The organism is Bacteroidota bacterium, from assembly GCA_020402865.1.
GTDB lineage: Bacteria > Bacteroidota > Bacteroidia > Palsa-965 > Palsa-965.
Genome location: JADBYT010000033.1, coordinates 74010 through 92815 on the forward strand (window position 1 = coordinate 74010; position 18806 = coordinate 92815).

Consider the following 18806-nt stretch of genomic DNA (forward strand, 5'->3'; position numbering starts at 1 on the left):
AAAAACAAATCACAACACCCTTATTTTATTAATCTGATGAATATCAGCTAATAAAATGACATTGCTCCTGCACTTCCGTTTGCCGTTGGCCGACTTTTGGACTTCATAAATCACTTCAACATGGAAATCAACAATCAGCACCAACCTTTAAGAATCAGTCGCCGCGCACTTCGTTTATTTGCCAGCGGAGCACTGGTTGTTTACCTCAGCGGGCTTACTTATTGCGTTACATCAGGGCATAATTTCGAAGCCGCTATTCTGGGAGTGGCGATGCTGATGCTGGGTGGCCTGACTTACTGGATTTACAAAAATCTGGATCACTAAGAGCCTGTTCAATACATCAAAACAACCGGATATGGAATAAACCTGTCCGGTTGTTTATTTTTTTGATGTATCCAACCAACGCATTGTACCTTTATGTAAATCATTCAGGCAAATGAAACCTATTCTGACCATTACACTGCTTGCAGGAAGTATTTGGCTTACAGGCTGCAATAAAGACGGTACCGGCGGCGACGCCGCACTAGGCATTACGGCAAAACATCACGGGGCAACAATTCCGGGTACGCGCATTTACATTAAATACGGTGCAAAAGATTTTCCGGGCGAAGATGTCTCGAAATATGATGCATCGGTAACTGCAAACGCCAGCGGCTATGCCGAAATTCCTGATTTACGCTATGGCCATTACTACATATACGGCGTAGGATTCGACAGTTCAGTAAATGAACCCGTGAAAGGCGGAATGCCGGTAAAAATAAAATGGACAGACCGGAAAGAAGTCCAGAAAGAAGATCTTTCGATTACTGAATAAAAGTTACAGCATAAAAAAAACGCCGGAATCTATTCCGGCGTTTTTTTTATGCATACTGGTTATGCTGCGGCGTTTGCAGAAGTACTTAAATCGTCGGGCCGGCTGAACTGTTGCAGGGTCCGGAAATGCGAACGAATTGCAGAAATGAGTGAGTGATGGTTGTGGTAGGTAATACCAAACTCACGTGCCTTTGCTTCCACCACACGGCTTAACTTGTAATAGTGTATGCTGCAGATGTGCGGAAACAAATGGTGTTCAACCTGAAAATTCAACCCGCCCACAAACCAGGTAATAACCGGGTTGCGTACTGCAAAATTGGCAGTAGTAGTAAGCTGATGAACTACAAATGAATTTTCGATATTACCTTTTTCAGTTGGTGCAGGAAACTCAGTTTCTTCTACAATGTGTGCCAGCTGAAAAACAACTGAGAGGATAATACCCATAAGCATATGCATGGCTACAAATCCGATAAGAATTTGCCACCAGGCAAAAGGCAGCACCATAATGGGCAGCGCAATGGTGAGGAAGAGATAGATAAACTTGTACACAAACAGGCGTATCACTTCTTTCAACGGGTGTTTAATTTCGGGATTAGGACTTCCGTTTCCGTTATAGGTAAACAACTTGTTGAAATCGGTATAAAACACCCAGCTCAGCGAAAGCATCGAATAAAGCGGAAGAGCCAGCCAGGGCTGCAGACGGTGCACACGCTTCCATTGCACCTGCGGGGTAAGGCGGAGAATATTTACCGGAGCATCAATATCTTCGTCTTTTTCGTGAATATTGGTGAAGGTGTGGTGGCGCACATTGTGTTTAATTTTCCAGAAATAATCATTGGCTCCCAGAAAATTGAATGACACGCCGATAAGTTTATTGATCAGCGGGTTCTTTGAGTAGGCATTATGCAAAGCATCATGCGCCACGGAGAAGCCAATACCGGTAGCACCCAACCCCATAAGTAGTGCCAGTCCCAACGATGCCCATGCACCGAAATTACCGGACATGATAAGAATGTAGGGCACCACGTACAGTGCAACCATGCAAATGGTTTTAATAACCATTGCCGTGTTGGCGTATGTGGAAATGTTACGGGTGGTGAAGTATTGATCGACAGCGAGGCGAAGTTCCTTTACAAAATCTGCGTTGAGGCGATTGTTAAATCGGATTTGGTTCAGTTCCATTCGTTCCTTTTAATGTGGCTGCAAGTTACGGTTTATTCCTCCTCCTCGTACCTGATGAGCAACTATTAACACTCATTTTTCGACCAAACACAGATGATTCTCGTCAGATAACTTGCAGATTGATGTTTTGTTTAACTTTAATTCCACAAATGGAGAAAAAATATTCAACCGACGAAATTACGGTTCACTGGAAACCGGAAGTGTGTATTCACTCAAGAATTTGCTGGACTCAGCTGCGCAATGTGTTTGATCCCACAAAACGTCCGTGGATCAATGTGGAGGGAGCCACAGCTGAAGAAATTATTGCCCAGGTAAAGAAATGCCCTTCGGGCGCAATAAGTTATACGATGAACAATAAGGCAGAAGAAGAAAAGCAGGCCTACGAATTGTGTGTGGCTGAAGTATCGCCCAATGGGCCGTTGCTGGTGCGGGGCGAAATTATTGTGAAGGATGCCGAAGGCAATGAGGTGCGTAAGAGCAATATCACTGCTTTTTGCCGCTGCGGAGCATCGGGTAATAAGCCTTACTGCGACGGATCGCATCGTAGTGCGGGTTTTACGGGTTAGCCAGTTTTTTGGCGCGGTTCCAGTATTCATCCATCTCGGCCAGGCTCATTTCTTCGAGTTTGCGGCCATCTTTTTGTGATTCGCGTTCGAGATACTGGAAGCGGGCTATGAATTTGCGGTTTGTTTTTTCGAGCGCATCTTCGGGATTGATGCCCAGAAAGCGGGCATAGTTGATGAGTGCAAACATTACATCGCCAAATTCATCTTCCAGCCTTGCTTTTTCAGCTTTGTGGTCGCACTCGGTTTTAAATTCATTAAGTTCTTCCAGCACTTTATCCCAAACCTGCTGCGGCTCTTCCCAGTCGAAACCTACGGCACGCGCTTTTTCCTGAATGCGGGTGGCTTTCACCACCGCCGGCAGCCCGAGCGGCACACCCGCCAGCACCGAGCGGAAACCGTCGCCGGTGATGCTGTCTTTTTCCCTGAGTTTTATTTTCTCCCAGTTTTCCTTCACCTGCTCTTCGGTTTCGGCTTTTACGTCGCCGTAAATATGTGGGTGGCGTGAAATGAGCTTGTCACACTGTGCATGAATCACATCAGCAATATCGAAATCGCCGGTTTCGCTGCCGATTTTGGCGTAGAATACAATATGCAGCAGCACATCGCCCAGTTCTTTTTTTACGCCCTGCAGGTTGCCGGTGAGTATCGCATCGGCCAGCTCGTACATCTCTTCAATGGTAAGGTGCCGCAGGGTTTCCATGGTTTGCTTTTTGTCCCACGGGCATTGCGCACGCAGTTCGTCCATAATGGTAAGCAAACGGCCGAAAGCCTGCTGCTTTTGCTCGGGAGTAGAATTAGCCATGTTCATATCATGCAAAGTTAATGCGAATCCCCGGCCGAACTGCTATCTTTATACACGCTGAACGCTATGAAAAAACTGCTGCTGTTTTGTCTGCTCTGCGGCTTCGTGCACAATGCCCGCGCATTCGACCCGCGCACTACCTATCCGTGGACTGTGCGCGCCAATGCGCATTACGGGCTGCTGCTGCCTGAGTACGGCTTTATGAATTACATTGCCGACGATTATATACGTGGCGCGGAAATCAATATTCTGCATCAGACCACAGGCGAAAATATGTGGCAGCAGCTTTACCGCTACCCGGCCTGGGGCGTAGCTTTTTTTTACAGCAGCATGGGCAGCGCCTCGCAGTTTGGCGATCAGTACACAATTTATCCGTATTACCGCCTGCACATTGCCGGCCGGCGGCGTGTAAACCTCAGCTATCAGATGGGTGTGGGCCTCTCCTACGCCACACGCACTTACAATGAGGATAACAACTTCATGAACGTGGCTATTGCCACACACCTCAACATACACTATCACGCCGACCTGCTGCTGCATGTAAATCTCACCGGCAGACTGGGCGCCAATGCAGGCCTGGCATTTAACCACATTTCAAACGCCAACCTCGGCGAACCCAATGTGGGCCTGAACTTCGCTACCGCTTACACTGGCCTGACCTGGTCTGTGGGCCAGCAGAAAACCTTCCGCCGCGACAGCATTCCTGCATTTAAGCCCGAAATGAATTACCATGTAATGGTTACCGGCGGCGTAAAGCACACCCGCACGTTTGAATCGTTTAAATACCCCGCTTTCTCGGTTTCGTTTAACGCAAGCCGCCGCACCGGTCATAAATTTGCCTTTGGCGCCGGTGCCGACTTCTTCTACGATGCTTCGGTAGAAGATCAGATGGTGCGGCAGAACCGCGAATACAAATCGCAGTATGCATTTATGACCGGCATACACTTCACGCAGGAATTTATTTACAACAGGTTTTCGCTGCTCGTGCAGGAAGGCTTTTACATTGGCCTGCGTGATAAGCTGAACAACTATTTCATGTACAACCGGGCCATGGTGCGCTGGCATATTACGCCCGCATTCTTTGTAAACGCATCCATGAAATCTCACCTCTACATTCTCGATTTTCCTGAAATCGGTGTAGGCTATACGTTCCGATAATGCGCACCAAACAGTTACTGCCACTGCTCTGTATCGCCCTGCTCACCATACTTTCGGCCTGCCGCAAAGGCGATCCGTATGAAGGATTCGTGAGCAAAACGTACGATTATGCCAGCATCGACACACTGCAAATTGAAGGTGTCTATGAAATCATCCTCATTCAGGACACCGTCAACAAAATTGTGGTAAACGGTCCTGAACGGGTGGTAAACAAAACTGATCTGAAAACCGAAGACGGAAAAATAATCATCGACACACGCGGCAACGGACAAATGTTTCACCCGCGTGAAGCCAATACCCGCCTGTACATACACGTTACGGCTATCAAACTCATCAACGTGTATGAAACGTGCAGCATCCGCACCCCCGAACCGCTTACCGGTTACGAAATCGGCGTTGTAAACAAGGCTCGCACCATGGATGTGGATCTGAAACTGAACTGCACCGTATTTTATTACTGGAACAATCCGGTGGGCGGACAACTTGTGCTGCACGGGCAGGTAAACGAACTTAAATTCTGGAATGCCGGGCTGGCCCGTGTGGATGCCTCAGACCTGCAGGCGGAGTTTGCCATTGCCGACAACGGCTCGCAAAACGACTGTGTGCTTAACGCGCGCCAGCAGATCATTTACAGCCTCACCAGCATTGGAAATATTATGTATTACGGAAATCCTGCGTTAGTGCGCGATAAAGTGACCGGATCGGGCCAGATTCTCCGCGTACAATAAATAAGGCATTATGTTTGTGCTTACGTCCTTTAAATCTGATTTTTAACTGATGAAAAAACTCTTGTTTCTGTTTCTCCTGCTCCCTCTTTTTTCCCAGGCGGCTGCACCAGATACTACCATTGATTATTTTTCCGATAAATCCATTCGCTACGAGGATCATATTTACGAACCCTCCATACACACTGTTATTTTAAGCAGCAACCCCGGCTCGCTGAGCGACGCCACCATACGGCTCGGTACCGACGATGTGCTTTACCTGTTGTTTGATGACCTGGACGGGGATTTTAAAAACTACAGCTACACCGTGCAGCACTGCACCTACGACTGGCAGCCCAGCAACAACCTTTCTACCGGCGATTTTCTTGACGGGTTCATGGATCAGCCGATTACGGATTACCGTTTTTCGCGCAACACACTCCAGAAGTTTACAAATTACCGGGCCAGTTTCCCGCACGATAACTTCAAGCTGCTGCTCTCGGGCAATTACCTGCTGAAAATTTATCGCGATAATGATCCCGAAAAACTGATTATTACACGCCGGTTTATTGTTACAGAAGAATTAGTAAGTATTAATGGAAGTGTGCATCCGGCCACCATTGTGGGCGACCGCAACTTTAAGCAGGAAGTGGATTTCAAAATCAATACGGGATCGGCAGTGAGCAATCCGTTTACCGAACTAAAACCAATCATCCGCCAAAACGGTCGCTGGGATAATGCGGTACTAAATCTTCAACCCCAGTTTGTAAACGGCAGCGAGATTACGTATGATTATGAGGATGTGAATGTATTTAAAGGAGGTAATGAATTCAGGTGGTTTGATACACGCACCTTGCGACTACAGTCGGAACGTGTGCAGCAGATTGAAATGGGTGAAGACGGACGCAAACATGTGTATCTGATTACCGATGAAAAGCGTACTTACAAACGTTACCTGAATAATCCTGATCTGAACGGACGTTTCATGATTAATTCGTACGATGGTGGCGACAGCATCACCGAAGCGGATTATGTATATGTGCATTTTTTCCTGAAATGGGAATTACCTACCGATGAAGGCGATGTGTATGTGTTTGGCGCACTCAGCGACTGGCAGTTTAAGCCGGAAATGAAAATGACATACAATTACGAACGCCGCGGTTACGAGGCCCGCATCCTGCTCAAACAAGGCTATTACAATTATGAGTTTGTACTGCGCCGCGACAATACACCCGCAGCCGACGATTATTTTGTGGAAGGCATGCACCAGGAAACTGAAAACACCTACGTAATCTACGTCTATCAGCGCAAACCGGGGGCACGTTACGACAGACTGGTAGGTATAAAGCGCTATTCCTCGCGTCCGCAATAATCTTGTGGAAAAACCCGCCCGGTTTTCAACAGAAATGTTTCACAATCAGGTATTAACCAGTATTTAACTGGTTGATAGTGTTAAATAATGTAACCTTTGTGCAGATTTCTTGTTTATATGGTTAACAGTTTTGTAAACTTGTTGAACTAAACCCAAGGCCGCATGATTACCCGCGTTACTCACGGCATAAAAATTTCGGTGCAAAGTCGCTATGAAGAAGCGCATTCGCGCCCGGGCCAGCAGCATTTCTTTTTCTCCTACCAGATTGGTATTGAAAACAATGGTGAATACACCGTACAGTTGCTGCGTCGCCACTGGTTTATCTTCGATTCGGCCGGAATGCGGCACGAGGTGGAAGGTGAAGGTGTAATTGGTCAGCAGCCTGTGCTGGAACCGGGTGAATCCTATTCATACGACTCAGCCTGTAACCTGACCAGCGAAATGGGCACCATGCACGGCGCTTATCTTTTCCGGCGCGAAGTGGACGGCTATCTGTTTGAAGTGCAGATTCCCAAATTTGAACTCATTGCCACGCATCGCCTCAACTGAGCCGGTTCATTCTGCTGCATTCACCTTTATTAACGTGGATCGGGCACATTAAAACCGCATTAGCCACAGATTTAAGGTAAATTTGCGCCCTAAATCTGTATTCAGCCGAAATGCGTTTCACATTACTTATTACCGCTTTGCTGCTTCTGAACGTGGCGGCAATTGCACAAACACCAACACGGGTTGATACTGCGCGCAGCAAACCGCCTGCGGCAAAACCGCCTGCAGCAAAGCCGCCTGCAGCAAAGACTCAGCAGGCTAAACCGCAAATTGGTAAAGTGATCGGTATTGTAATGGATACCGCAAACGGACAAATGCTGGAATACGTTACACTTACCGCCTACAGTTTGCCCGACAGCATGTTTTCCGGCGGTGGCATAACCGATAAAAACGGACAGTTTCAGATACCGCTTCCGGCCGGGCGTTTTTACCTGCGTGTTTCATTTATCGGCTACAATACCCGTTTCACGAAAAGTTTTGCGGTTACCCCGCAGGCCACACAGGCCGATCTGGGCCGCATTTACCTGAGCACCGGCGCTCAGCAGCTGAACACGGTTGAAGTATCAGACGCCCGTGCCGACTACACCAACAGCATCGACAAAAAGGTGTACGACGTAAACCAGAACATCACCAACGCAGGCGGCACAGCCACGGATATTCTGCAAAACATTCCGTCGGTGGCGGTAGATATGGACGGGAAAGTGAGTTTACGCGGCTCGGAAAACGTGACTATTCTCATTGACGGCCGTCCATCGGGTATTACCGGAAGCGACAGGCAGGCGGCGCTTCAGCAGGTGCCCGCCAGCATTATCGACCGCATTGAGGTAATCACCAATCCTTCGGCGCGTTATGATGCGCAGGGCATGGCGGGAATCATCAACATCATTACCAAAAAAGACGCGAAACAGGGACTGAACGGTTCGGTTACGCTCGGACAGGGCTCCAACGGAAAATACAACGGCGCGGTAAACCTCAACAACCGCATGAAGAAAGTAAACCTGTTTGCCAACTACAACTGGCGCACCGAAGACCGTTGGTTTACCCGCCAGGGCGAACAGCACACGCTTACCGCCGATACCAACTTTTACTTTCTCACAGGCGGGCGCGGCCTTAGCAACGATGCTTCACACTTTGGCAAAATTGGCGCCGATTTTTACCTCAATGCCTATAACACGCTTTCGCTTTCGGGCGGCTTTAACTACCGCACCAGCCGGAATGCCGACAGCATCAGCTACGCTTTCCTCGATGCTGACCGGACGTTTTACAGCGGCTTTGACCGTATTGTGGCCGAACGGCAGAAAACACTTGGCAGCGACCTGGCGCTTGATTTCGCCAAAGCATTCCCCGGCAGCCAGCGCAAACTCACCGCTTCTGCTTCGCTGTCCTATATCGACCGGCAGGACCGCAACGAGTTCCGTAATTCGCTGGCCGATGAAGCGCCCTACCAGAAAAACAATGCCGACAATGTATTTGCCACCGGCGTGGCACAAATCGACTATAACCATCCGGTAAACGATAGTTTGCGCTTTGAAACCGGTCTTAAATATTCGCTTCGTAATTACGACAACAACCAGGCGGTGCTTTTTACCGACGGATATGGCGGCTTTATCACGGATACGCGCTACAGCGACAATTTCATTTTCAACGAAAATATTTATGCGGCTTACGTGCAGGCCGCAATGCACAGAGGAAAATTCGATATGCAGGCCGGCGTGCGTGCGGAACAGACGCAGCTTACCGGCACCTCAAGCTCGACTACAGCCGATTTTAAAAATAACTACCTCGGCATTTTCCCCAGCGTATCGGTTCGCTACACGGTAAAACCAGGCTATGAATGGCAGGTAAGCTACAGCCGCCGCCTCAACCGGCCGGGAAACGGCCAGCTGAACCCGTTTGTGGACATCAGCGACTCCATCAACCTCCGTTCGGGCAATCCGTTTCTCCGCCCCGAATACATCAACTCGGCCGAACTCAACCTTGCGCGCGCTTTTGAAAACGGCATCAGCATAAGCGGTACGGCCTATTTCCGCTACACTACCGACCTGATTTCGATGGTGCGTATTTACAACATAAGCACCGGCATTGCGCTCGTACGCCCCATCAACTATACCTCGGGCAACAACCTGGGTATTGAAGGCGTATTCCGTATGCCGCTGCCCAAACGCCGTGGCAATATCATGCTCACCATGAACGGCTTCCGAAACCAGATAAACGGCGATAACATTGAAGCCGGACTGCAAAGTGAGGCGCTGAACTGGTCAGGACGTTTAACCGTGAACTACCGCGTACTTCCGGGCACCAACCTCCAGCTCACCGGTTTTTACAACTCGCCGTTTATTCAGCCGGCCGGGCAGTTTATGATGGTAGGCGGTTTCGACATCGGTGTGCGGCAGGATGTATTTAAAGGCCGTGGACAGTTTACTGCAAACGTGAGCGACATTTTCGACACCAAAGAATTCCGCCTTACCAACAAACTAACCGGCTATGAACTTACCGCCCGCCGCAAACGCGAAAGCCGTATTCTGATGATTACGTTTACCTGGCGTTTCGGCAAAGCCGACGAAAATCCCCAGCAGCGCCGCAACAACCGTCAGCAGCAAAGCATGGATGATGGCGGTGGTGGCGGAATGTTTTAACCCAAACCCGCGCATGCAGCGCCATCAGTGAAATCGGGTGAGAAGAAAAGGAAAAGGCGGAAAACCTATCCGGCAATACGCTGCTGCATCTCTTCATCAAGCAATTGCTGCGAAAGCCAGTTTTCGGCGGCGGCAATGCTGGAGAAGAGCTTTACGGGAACGGCCGGACGAAAAATGGCCACATAAAGTGTGGTAAGCAGGCGGGTAATGGTGCTTTGGGTAACCACCGCCATAGCCACACGGTGGTGCGACTGTTCGGAAGCGTATTCCTGTGCAAGGCGGGTAAGCTGGTGATCGGCCGTGGCATCTACAAGTACAGCTACGCGGATACTTCCGATCAGGCGTGCAGCGGTTTCCCAGTTCTGGCGGGCCTGCTGAATATCAATACGTGAATTAGGTAAAATAGTAATACGCAAAATCCGGTCTTCCCGGTATTCAAGTCGAATGGTGGATGTTAACGCTTCTTTTGCCATGTAAATATGCATCAGCCGATGCAGTTTGTTTCAAGGGGTAATGCAAAAGTAATGCTGCAAATCAGCCTGTGAACAATCATATACGCAGGGTGCGCTTCCGGCTATACAGGCGGGCGGTTTAATCCGACAGGCGGTATTTCATTTTTACCCGTGTTTTTCGTCGGAAAAGGCTGATTTTGACTTATCTTTGCCATCCGTTTTACAAAAAGCCGGAGCCCGGGCAAAACGGGCTCCTGAAAAGCTGACTAAGCATCATGAACATTTCCAAAGAGCACATTGACGAGCTTAACGCCGTTGTGAAAGTTAAAATCGGTCCGGATGATTATGCCGACCGCGTAGAAAAGACCCTGCGCAACTACCAGAAGCAGGTAAGCATGCCCGGTTTCCGTCCGGGTAAAGTGCCCGCCTCGCTGGTGAAGAAAATGTACGGCAAATCGGTTCTGGCCGAAGAACTCAATAAGATTCTTTCCGACGAACTTTACAAATACATCCGCGCCGAAGAACTCGACGTATTGGGTAATCCCCTGCCCCAGCCTCAAAACGACAATGTGGACATTGAAACACAGTCGGAATTTGAGTTTGGCTTTGACATGGCACTTGCTCCCAAGTTTGACCTGAAACTGGGCGGCGACATGCAGTTTACCGAATACAAAGTAGCTATTGACGAAAAGCTCATTGACGGTTATGTGAGCGACCTTACCCGTCGTTATGGCAGCATTGCTCCTTCGGAAAGTGCTCAGGCCGGTGATCTTCTCTATGGTACTTTTGTAGAACTGGATGCCAACGGAGAAATTCTGCCCGGCGGCATTTTCAAATCATCCACCATGTTCCTCGACACTCCGGTGCGCGACGAGCACAAATCGCTCGAAGGTGCCAAAGTGGATGATAAAATCGTGCTTACTGCGGCTCAGATTGACAGCGACAAGACTGCACTGGCACAGAAACTGGGCATTGAACCCCAGGCCGCAGAAAGCCTGAACAGCAGCTTCCAGTTTACCGTTACACAGGTAAGCCGCCTGCAGCCCGCCGAGCTGAACCAGGAATTTTTCGATAAAATTTATGGCCCGGGGGCTGTCAACTCAGTGGATGAATTCCGCGCACGCATTGCCACCGAACTCAGCGGCATGTTCAGCAACGATACCGAAAAGCGTTTGCAAAACGATATCGCCACTGAACTCATTGGCCGCACCAACCTCAGCCTGCCCGATGCATTCCTGAAACGCTGGCTGCTTACCGCCAACGAAAAGCCCATCACACCCGAGCAGGTAGATGCCGAATATGATCTTTATGCCCGTCAGCTCCGCTGGCAGCTTATCGAAAACAAGATCATCAAAGACAATAACATTCAGGTTACAGCCGAAGAAGCTACCGAGCATGTAAAGGAATTGCTCCGTAACAACTACCGCCAGTACGGCATGAATCCCGATGAAGTGCCTGATGCGGAACTCACCGCCAATGCACAGCGTTTACTGGGCAAAGAGGAAGAAGCACGCAAGGTGTTTGAAAACCTCTACCAGCAAAAACTGATGACACTTTACCGCACGGCCTGCAGCATTACTTCGAAGGAAGTGAGCTATGATGATTTCCTGGCCGGAGTGAAATAAACGACCTGTTCGCAAACCGCCGTCATTGAATTGAACGGCGGTTTGTGTTAGCGGCCTAATGCCAAACTGACAGCCTGAAAAAGCTGGCACTGATCTTGAAAAGAATCAACCTCAACGTATAAAACAGCTAACGTATGTTCGATCACAACGAATTCCGCAAATATGCCGTGAAACACCACGGAATCAACAGCATGACGTTCGACAGCTACGCCTCGTCAATTACGTCAATGCCCCGTGGACTCACCCCCAACATCATTGAAGAGCGCCAGATGAACATTGCCGTAATGGACGTGTTTTCGCGTTTGATGATGGATCGCATCATCTTCCTCGGCACAGGCATCAACGATCAGGTGGCCAATATTGTGCAGGCGCAGCTTCTCTTCCTCGAATCAGTGGATTCGAAGAAGGATATTCAGATCTACATGAACTCTCCCGGAGGTTCAGTGTATGCCGGTTTAGGCATTTACGACACCATGCAGATTGTGCAGCCTGATGTGGCTACAATTTGTACGGGTATTGCCGCTTCAATGGGTGCCGTACTTCAGTGCGCCGGTGCAAAAGGCAAACGTACCGCTCTGCCCCACTCACGCATCATGATTCACCAGCCGCTTGGTGGAGCCGAAGGTCAGGCATCTGACATCGAAATCACCGCCCGTGAGATTCAGAAGCTCAAAAAAGAGCTGTATGAAATCATTGCCAAACACAGCGGCCAGACGTATGAAAAGGTTTGGGCCGACAGCGACCGCGATTACTGGATGACTGCCGCCGAAGCCAAGGAGTATGGAATGATTGACGAAATCCTTTCAGGCAAAGGCAGTAAGTAAGCTTTCCACGTATATTTTACCTACATTTGAAAAGCATTCCGTAGCGTTACGGAATGCTTTTTTGTCAGTTTTGACAATCTATTTCAATGGCAAACAAAGAACCGCACATTCACTGCTCATTTTGCGGACGCGATAAACAGGATACACTGGTGCTGATCGCCGGCATTCAGGGGCATATCTGCGACCAGTGCATACAGCAGGCATATCGTATTGTAAAGGAAGAACAGGATTCGCGCAAATCACAGGATGTGAGCACGGCGCTGACGCTGCTCAAACCGATGGAAATAAAACGTCATCTGGATGAGTATGTAATTGGTCAGGATCAGGCCAAGAAAGTGCTTTCCGTGGCGGTTTACAACCACTACAAGCGAATTGCCCAGAAACCTGCCGCACGCAAAACAGAGGATATTGACGTGGAGAAATCCAACATTATCCTTGTAGGCGAAACAGGAACCGGCAAAACGCTGCTGGCCCGCTCCATTGCCAAACTTCTCAATGTACCTTTCTGCATTGCCGATGCTACTGTGCTCACTGAAGCCGGTTACGTGGGGGAAGACGTGGAAAGCATCCTCGTTCGTTTGCTTCAGGCTGCCGATTACGATGTGAATGCTGCCGAGCGCGGCATTGTGTTTATTGACGAGATTGACAAGATTGCCCGCAAGAGCGACAATCCGTCAATTACGCGCGATGTATCGGGCGAGGGTGTACAGCAGGCGTTGCTGAAAATGCTCGAAGGCAATGTGGTGAATGTGCCGCCTCAGGGTGGCCGCAAACATCCTGAGCAGAAAATGATTCAGGTGAATACACGAAACATCCTGTTCATTTGCGGCGGTGCGTTTGATGGTATCGACCGTAAAATTGCACGCCGTCTGCAGTCGCAAACCATTGGCTACACGGCCGGACAGCAAAACGCCGAGCTCGACAAGGATAATATGCTTCAGTATATAGTACCGCAAGACCTGAAGAGCTTCGGACTTATTCCCGAACTCATCGGCCGTTTGCCCGTACTGGCGCACCTCAATCCGCTCGACCGTCAGGCACTGCGCAGCATCCTTACCGAGCCCAAAAACGCACTCATTAAACAGTATCTGCGCCTGTTTGAAATGGATAATGTAAAGCTAAGCTTTGACGACGGCGTGTTTGAGCACATTGTGGACAAAGCCATGGAATACAAACTCGGTGCACGCGGCCTCCGCTCCATTTGCGAAGCCATTATGATTGATGCCATGTTTGAAATTCCTTCCGACAACACCATCCGCCGCCTCAACATTACACTTGATTACGCACAGGAAAAACTGAGCAAGGCCAAGATGGATAATTTGCGCGTGGCGTAATTTGCACCGGACTAAATTTAAAAAGCAGAGAAGTGGTAATCGCTTCTCTGCTTTTTTTGTGTTAACCTTAATGGATTAACATCAGATACCCGCTTACTCGATACACCTGATTATCGTTCCCTTCCGCACTGATTGTATAGTAATAATTCCCATCCATACAGTCCTTACCTGACTCATCAAGTCCGTCCCAGTGCGTTGTTGCCGATTGTGAGCTGAATACTTTGTTCCCCCAGCGATTGTAAATCGTTAACTCAAACGTTTTTATTTGCTGACTTTCAACAACAAAAAGATCATTAACACCATCTCCGTTAGGAGTAAATACATTGGGAACATTTACGAAAGAGCCTTTATATGGAGGTGTAAGGCAAGCCTCAACAAAAACATCATCTATATAATAATAGGATATATATTGAGAGGGCCAGGATAATGGGGATCCTGATGTATCCAATACTGAATTCACCGAATCACGAAAATTGCCAATGGTCAGATAAGCCTCACCACCCGAGGCGATAAATGCTCCCGTTACAAAAAACCAACCCGGTCGGTTGGTAACCGCTTGCAATTCTTCATATTGAGGAATATGCGGCAAATTTGACTCCATTAAATTCCCTAGGCTGTCCGTCAATAAAAGTGGGGAAGTATTCGAAAAATAAATACCGATGTGACTGGTAGAAACATTGCTTGAATCTGCTAACGACAAATAAAATCCGAAACAGTATAATTGGCCCGCAGCTAAGGGTTGTGACAACTGCCCGGAAATATATTCACGGTAATTTAAATTATAGTTGGCATATGTATAAAAACCGGCATAACCATTACCGGTTCTGGGCCAACGATAGCCCCATAAGTTGGCTGGTGCAAGTGTAACCATGCAGGTGTTCAGGTAGTCTGACGAGCCACTTGTGGTTTGGAACCAGCCGACACACTGATAAAGTTCACCATAAGTGAAGGGACATTGGTTGTAATCTTCAAATCCGGGATTTACAACCAAATTCTGGGAATAAGCGATTTGTGTAAACAGGATAAGTAGAAGAGTACAGGCTTTTTTCATTGGAAGTCAGCAATATATTATCAAATAACACGCATTTACGCATTAGCCACATTATAATTTTGAGGCCGAATATAGCTCATTTTTCCAACTTGATAAGATCAACTCACCCTCACCCCGATCAGCAATACATCATCCATTTGCTCAGTATTGCCGCGCCAGTCCTGCCAGAACTTTTCGAGATGTACTTTGCCTTCGGCGGGCGACATAGATGCAATGTATTGTAACTCCTGCTTAAGCCGTTTGGTCCCCATACGTTTTCCTTTGGTCTCACCAATCTGGTCGGCATAGCCATCGGTAAAAAGATAAAAGGAGTCGCCGGAATTGAGCTGTATGCTGTGATTGGTGAACCCGGACTTGGGAATGTCGGTACCTCCTCCGATGGGGAAACGATTGGCCCGTATTTCCTGTAATTCGGATTGGCCGGTAATCACCATGGGGCGGAGTGCGCCTGCAAATTCTATTTCCCGCGTGGAAAGGCACACAGCAGCAAGCCCGATGTCCATGCCATCGCGGTTAAAATTACCGTCTTTGTTCATGGCCGCAGTAATTTTCTTTTCCAGTTTGTCGAGAATCTGCGAAGGTGTCTGACGGTGTTCGCTCCCCGTGATTTCGGCAAGGAACGTGCTGCCGATGATACTCATGAACGCACCGGGCACACCATGGCCGGTGCAGTCAACCGCTGCAATGTAGGCCCAGCCATTTTCTTCGGCCATCCAGAAGAAATCACCGCTCACAATATCGCGCGGATGGTAGAGTACGAAACTTTGCGGGAATACCTGCGAGAGCCTGCGCGTGCCGGGCAGAATGGCATCCTGAATGCGCCGCGCATATTCTATACTTTCCAGTGTTTCGCGGTTACTGGTTTCTACTTTTTGCAGGGCCTCGCGCAATTCAAAAGCTGCTTTTTCTTCGGCCAGCAGCAAGTTGCGGATGGTGAACCAGAGAAAGATCCCAATTAACAACACCACAGAAATGGTAATGAGCGAATTGTAGAAAATTGTCTTGCGTGTGCGCGCAATAAAACCATCAAACCGTGAATCAACCTGAATAATTCCCACCTGTTTTCCAGTCCGGTTGCGGATAGGAACAAATGCCGAAAGCCAGGTGCCATTTTCATCGGTATAGGTAGGTACAACGCCGCCGGTTGAATAAAGCTTTACATGCTCGGGATGAAATTTTTCCCATTTATGCAGCCAGTAGCAGCCGCTTGAAAAAACCACAAATTCAAATTCCTTTTTTATGGAATCATACATCATGGTATAAATCGCATCGGCCGGAAGCATGTTCGACTGCACAACTTCTTTCATCTGATTCTGCATAGCGAGATAGACAGAGTCATCTTCGGCCCTTTTCAAATCATCTTTATGATGATAGGTATTGGTAAGCCACTCGTGATAATCGCCGCTGATGCGGGGCGACAGTGTGTAAATAATGCCTTTGAGTTTATTGAGTTCGCCTTCTTCATACGCATTGAGTAAGCTGAAATAGGAATTAACAAGGAAATAAATCACAAGCAGTATTCCTGCACCGAATACAAGAATAAGCACACGTGTGGTGGCGTTTCGGAATGCTAATCGCAACAAACTACTCATACCGGGAATTCAAGGATTTTCAATTTATATACGACAAACTGGCTGATTGGATTTGGCAATAGAATTAAAAAGCTTTAATCTTTTTAAAGTTAATCACTTACACTAAATATACTTCGCTAAATCTTCACCGGTATAAACCCGTAAATCAGTGAACGGAAAGACATAAAAAAAGACTGTTCCGGTTTTCGGAACAGTCTGCGGTGTGTATTCAAACCTTTAAAGGCTGAATTATTTCTTTTTGCAGCAGGGCTTTGCTTCGCCTGTGCCTGCCTGCATTTCTGCATTGCTGTGGCATGAATTATTATTGCCGGAAACGGCAGCTTCTTTCTTACAGCAGGAGCCGGTTTCTTTGCATTCGGCTTTGCTGCCGGTGTATGCCATGGCGGTAATGCTGCCAGCCAGCGCCACGAATACGAGGAATGAAGTGATGAGGAGACGGTTCATGTGAAATGAGTTTGAGTAAAGGTACGTAAAGCCGGATGAAGCGGTTGTTAAAAAGGGAGAAATTATTGCTGTGGTACCTGCTTTTCTTTCACTACCTGAATGGGCGGAATACGGTAGCAAATGGCAAAAACGCCGGAAATAGAATGATCGGCATAACGGACAAGGGGCAGGGTGGTTGCTGAGCCCGGCGATGAGTGTTCGAAGAACTTTTCATCGGCTTTCATGTAACGGGCTTCGGCGCGGACGCAGAAATCATCGTGAACACGGTATTCGGCCCCCAATGCCCCCACCAGTACACGTCCGCCAAAGGCAAAATTGACCGGCTGGGTAATAAATACCCCTTCGGGATCGTGAAAATGTTCAATACGGGCCGTGGCCGACCAGTGTTGTGATACATTCCACCGGTACACAAGCGATTGCACATTCCAGAAAGCGGTACGTGTAATAAAGGCATTTTCAAACACCTGATAGCCGGCGTCGAATGCAAATGTGAGCTTATGTTTCTGGCTGGCCGAAGTATAATTCATCCAGAAATTATGAAAGATGCGGTAAATAAATACCGGACGCGGAGCGAGAATGCCGGCAAATGCGGATGAATTGAATGTTAGTCGGCCGGCTTTCCATTGCAGCTGCGTACCAATTGAAGGCCCCGTGCGCACTGCACCGTTGTTGCGGATTTGCTGCCAGCCGTTGAGTAAATAAAGGCCGAGATCCACTTTGGAGCCTTTGTACAATGCACGCGCACCGGCTTCGTAGTAGGGCGAGTTTTCGGCCATGAGTGTTCGGGTAAGCATATCATTATCGATGCCTTTTACACCTTCAAATCCGATATGCGAATTGAAAATGCCCATGTCAATCCAGAGTTTTTGTTTGGGTGTACAAAAGCCCACAAAGGATTCGCTGAGGTATCGGAGTGCGGGCGGTTCGGCGGCCAGGTTCCGCTCCACATAGGTACCGGCCTGCAGCCCGATTTTGGCACGTACCCGCCCTTCGGCCGAAAGATGGGCAAACTCAGCCTGCACAAGATTTAACGAAGCTTCGTTGAGGCGGTGGTGGTTATACATGAACGGCGCACGCACGCGCGAAAGCGGCTGATCAGGATCAAAACCGGCATAAGCCTCGGCGTAAAAAGAAAATCCGGGCGAAAAGCTTTGTGCGGCCAGTGAAAACGAGGCCAGCAGGGCAAACACAAGACTATACTTTTTCATAACAGATAAATGTAAAGGCGTAGGCATGCTTTTCATCGGTTGGATGATACAACGCGGATACTTTTTTCCAGTGTGTTTCGTCGGGTGCGGGATAAAAAGTATCGGCTTCCAGTGCTGCATGAACGCGGGTAAGCCAGATGCGATTGGCGATATGCTGTGTTTGCGCATAAATTTCGCCGCCGCCGATAATGAAAAGCTCAGTTTCGCCCAGCGAACGGGCAAGTTCTACCGCCGCCTCAATGCTTTGCACCACATGCGCCCCGGGGGCCGGATAATCCTGCTGCCGCGTAACCACAATATTGGTGCGACCGGGTAAAGGCCTGAAATTTACCGGAATGGATTCGTAATTGCGACGCCCGGTAACCACGCAATGCCCGGAAGTTTGTTCCTTGAAAAACTTCATATCATCGGGCAGGCGCCAGAGCAGGCGGTTATCTTTACCAATGGCCCCGTTTTCGGCCACTGCTACAATGTGTGTGATGTACATACGAAGC

Annotated in this window: 19 protein-coding genes; 11 read left to right on the forward strand and 8 right to left on the reverse strand. The window is 48.6% G+C overall.

Features of this window, described 5'->3' with window-relative positions:
• Positions 1-120 precede the first annotated feature (120 nt).
• Complete coding sequence (locus tag IM638_18585; GenBank protein MCA6365045.1) at positions 121-324, forward strand: hypothetical protein; 204 nt, start codon at positions 121-123, stop codon at positions 322-324.
• 112 nt (positions 325-436) lie between these two features.
• The gene (locus IM638_18590) at positions 437-814 is read left to right on the forward strand and encodes a hypothetical protein (protein MCA6365046.1); all 378 of its coding nucleotides are present in this window, start codon (positions 437-439) and stop codon (positions 812-814) included.
• A 59-nt stretch (positions 815-873) separates the two neighbouring features.
• Here IM638_18590 and IM638_18595 read toward each other — a convergent pair whose 3' ends face one another.
• Positions 874-1995, reverse strand: a complete 1122-nt coding sequence (locus IM638_18595; protein MCA6365047.1) for an acyl-CoA desaturase — start codon at positions 1993-1995, stop codon at positions 874-876.
• Positions 1996-2117: 122 nt separating this feature from the next.
• Here IM638_18595 and IM638_18600 point away from each other — a divergent pair, with 122 nt between their 5' ends.
• Positions 2118-2561 carry a (4Fe-4S)-binding protein gene (locus IM638_18600; GenBank protein ID MCA6365048.1) on the forward strand — a complete coding sequence of 148 codons (444 nt, stop codon included), beginning with the start codon at positions 2118-2120 and terminating at the stop codon, positions 2559-2561.
• Here the strand turns inward: IM638_18600 and mazG are convergent.
• A complete protein-coding gene (mazG, locus tag IM638_18605) occupies positions 2551-3363 on the reverse strand; it encodes a nucleoside triphosphate pyrophosphohydrolase (protein MCA6365049.1) in 813 nt (270 codons plus the stop codon). The genes IM638_18600 and mazG overlap by 11 nt on opposite strands.
• Before the next feature lie 66 nt (positions 3364-3429).
• Here mazG and IM638_18610 point away from each other — a divergent pair, with 66 nt between their 5' ends.
• From IM638_18610 to IM638_18630, 5 genes are all read left to right on the forward strand, one after another.
• Positions 3430-4521: an acyloxyacyl hydrolase gene (locus IM638_18610; GenBank protein ID MCA6365050.1), complete on the forward strand. Its 1092-nt coding sequence runs from the start codon at positions 3430-3432 to the stop codon at positions 4519-4521.
• Positions 4521-5249 (forward strand): DUF2807 domain-containing protein, encoded by a 729-nt coding sequence (locus tag IM638_18615; protein ID MCA6365051.1) that lies wholly within the window; start codon positions 4521-4523, stop codon positions 5247-5249. Before IM638_18610 ends, IM638_18615 begins: the two co-directional genes overlap by 1 nt.
• Positions 5250-5298: 49 nt before the next feature.
• A complete protein-coding gene (locus IM638_18620; GenBank protein ID MCA6365052.1) occupies positions 5299-6597 on the forward strand; it encodes a DUF5103 domain-containing protein in 1299 nt (432 codons plus the stop codon).
• Positions 6598-6759: 162 nt separating this feature from the next.
• On the forward strand, positions 6760-7146 hold the full coding sequence (apaG, locus tag IM638_18625) for a Co2+/Mg2+ efflux protein ApaG (GenBank protein MCA6365053.1): 387 nt from the start codon (positions 6760-6762) through the stop codon (positions 7144-7146).
• 110 nt (positions 7147-7256) lie between these two features.
• Positions 7257-9782 (forward strand): TonB-dependent receptor, encoded by a 2526-nt coding sequence (locus IM638_18630; GenBank protein MCA6365054.1) that lies wholly within the window; start codon positions 7257-7259, stop codon positions 9780-9782.
• A 65-nt stretch (positions 9783-9847) separates the two neighbouring features.
• Here IM638_18630 and IM638_18635 read toward each other — a convergent pair whose 3' ends face one another.
• Positions 9848-10267 (reverse strand): hypothetical protein, encoded by a 420-nt coding sequence (locus tag IM638_18635; GenBank protein MCA6365055.1) that lies wholly within the window; start codon positions 10265-10267, stop codon positions 9848-9850.
• Between the two features lie 242 nt (positions 10268-10509).
• On the opposite strand from IM638_18635, the gene tig reads away from it, so the two are divergent.
• The 3 genes from tig (at position 10510) to clpX (ending at position 14017) form a co-directional block, all read left to right on the forward strand.
• Positions 10510-11859: a trigger factor gene (gene tig / locus IM638_18640; GenBank protein ID MCA6365056.1), complete on the forward strand. Its 1350-nt coding sequence runs from the start codon at positions 10510-10512 to the stop codon at positions 11857-11859.
• A 134-nt stretch (positions 11860-11993) separates the two neighbouring features.
• Positions 11994-12683, forward strand: coding sequence for an ATP-dependent Clp endopeptidase proteolytic subunit ClpP (gene clpP / locus IM638_18645; protein MCA6365057.1), 690 nt, complete (start codon positions 11994-11996; stop codon positions 12681-12683).
• A gap of 86 nt (positions 12684-12769) precedes the next feature.
• Positions 12770-14017, forward strand: coding sequence for an ATP-dependent Clp protease ATP-binding subunit ClpX (clpX, locus tag IM638_18650; GenBank protein ID MCA6365058.1), 1248 nt, complete (start codon positions 12770-12772; stop codon positions 14015-14017).
• 67 nt (positions 14018-14084) lie between these two features.
• Here clpX and IM638_18655 read toward each other — a convergent pair whose 3' ends face one another.
• The 5 genes from IM638_18655 to IM638_18675 all read right to left on the reverse strand — a co-directional run bounded on the left by IM638_18655 (position 14085) and on the right by IM638_18675 (position 18799).
• Positions 14085-15068 (reverse strand): gliding motility-associated C-terminal domain-containing protein, encoded by a 984-nt coding sequence (locus tag IM638_18655; protein ID MCA6365059.1) that lies wholly within the window; start codon positions 15066-15068, stop codon positions 14085-14087.
• Positions 15069-15166: 98 nt separating this feature from the next.
• Positions 15167-16660, reverse strand: a complete 1494-nt coding sequence (locus IM638_18660; GenBank protein MCA6365060.1) for a SpoIIE family protein phosphatase — start codon at positions 16658-16660, stop codon at positions 15167-15169.
• Between the two features lie 228 nt (positions 16661-16888).
• Positions 16889-17104: a hypothetical protein gene (locus IM638_18665; protein MCA6365061.1), complete on the reverse strand. Its 216-nt coding sequence runs from the start codon at positions 17102-17104 to the stop codon at positions 16889-16891.
• A gap of 62 nt (positions 17105-17166) precedes the next feature.
• Entirely contained in the window at positions 17167-18312 is a 1146-nt protein-coding gene (locus IM638_18670; protein MCA6365062.1) for a porin, read from the reverse strand.
• Positions 18299-18799 (reverse strand): dihydrofolate reductase, encoded by a 501-nt coding sequence (locus IM638_18675; GenBank protein MCA6365063.1) that lies wholly within the window; start codon positions 18797-18799, stop codon positions 18299-18301. Before IM638_18675 ends, IM638_18670 begins: the two co-directional genes overlap by 14 nt.
• Positions 18800-18806: the final 7 nt, after the last annotated feature.

What these genes read in the sequence shown, in the direction of transcription:
- IM638_18585 (MCA6365045.1), top strand. Translation starts at nt 121, where the DNA reads ATGGAAATCAACAATCAGCACCAACCTTTAAGAATCAGTCGCCGCGCA.
- IM638_18590 (MCA6365046.1), top strand. Translation starts at nt 437, where the DNA reads ATGAAACCTATTCTGACCATTACACTGCTTGCAGGAAGTATTTGGCTT.
- IM638_18595 (MCA6365047.1), bottom strand. Translation starts at nt 1,995, where the DNA reads ATGGAACTGAACCAAATCCGATTTAACAATCGCCTCAACGCAGATTTT.
- IM638_18600 (MCA6365048.1), top strand. Translation starts at nt 2,118, where the DNA reads ATGTTTTGTTTAACTTTAATTCCACAAATGGAGAAAAAATATTCAACC.
- mazG (MCA6365049.1), bottom strand. Translation starts at nt 3,363, where the DNA reads ATGGCTAATTCTACTCCCGAGCAAAAGCAGCAGGCTTTCGGCCGTTTG.
- IM638_18610 (MCA6365050.1), top strand. Translation starts at nt 3,430, where the DNA reads ATGAAAAAACTGCTGCTGTTTTGTCTGCTCTGCGGCTTCGTGCACAAT.
- IM638_18615 (MCA6365051.1), top strand. Translation starts at nt 4,521, where the DNA reads ATGCGCACCAAACAGTTACTGCCACTGCTCTGTATCGCCCTGCTCACC.
- IM638_18620 (MCA6365052.1), top strand. Translation starts at nt 5,299, where the DNA reads ATGAAAAAACTCTTGTTTCTGTTTCTCCTGCTCCCTCTTTTTTCCCAG.
- apaG (MCA6365053.1), top strand. Translation starts at nt 6,760, where the DNA reads ATGATTACCCGCGTTACTCACGGCATAAAAATTTCGGTGCAAAGTCGC.
- IM638_18630 (MCA6365054.1), top strand. Translation starts at nt 7,257, where the DNA reads ATGCGTTTCACATTACTTATTACCGCTTTGCTGCTTCTGAACGTGGCG.
- IM638_18635 (MCA6365055.1), bottom strand. Translation starts at nt 10,267, where the DNA reads ATGCATATTTACATGGCAAAAGAAGCGTTAACATCCACCATTCGACTT.
- tig (MCA6365056.1), top strand. Translation starts at nt 10,510, where the DNA reads ATGAACATTTCCAAAGAGCACATTGACGAGCTTAACGCCGTTGTGAAA.
- clpP (MCA6365057.1), top strand. Translation starts at nt 11,994, where the DNA reads ATGTTCGATCACAACGAATTCCGCAAATATGCCGTGAAACACCACGGA.
- clpX (MCA6365058.1), top strand. Translation starts at nt 12,770, where the DNA reads ATGGCAAACAAAGAACCGCACATTCACTGCTCATTTTGCGGACGCGAT.
- IM638_18655 (MCA6365059.1), bottom strand. Translation starts at nt 15,068, where the DNA reads ATGAAAAAAGCCTGTACTCTTCTACTTATCCTGTTTACACAAATCGCT.
- IM638_18660 (MCA6365060.1), bottom strand. Translation starts at nt 16,660, where the DNA reads ATGAGTAGTTTGTTGCGATTAGCATTCCGAAACGCCACCACACGTGTG.
- IM638_18665 (MCA6365061.1), bottom strand. Translation starts at nt 17,104, where the DNA reads ATGAACCGTCTCCTCATCACTTCATTCCTCGTATTCGTGGCGCTGGCT.
- IM638_18670 (MCA6365062.1), bottom strand. Translation starts at nt 18,312, where the DNA reads ATGAAAAAGTATAGTCTTGTGTTTGCCCTGCTGGCCTCGTTTTCACTG.
- IM638_18675 (MCA6365063.1), bottom strand. Translation starts at nt 18,799, where the DNA reads ATGTACATCACACACATTGTAGCAGTGGCCGAAAACGGGGCCATTGGT.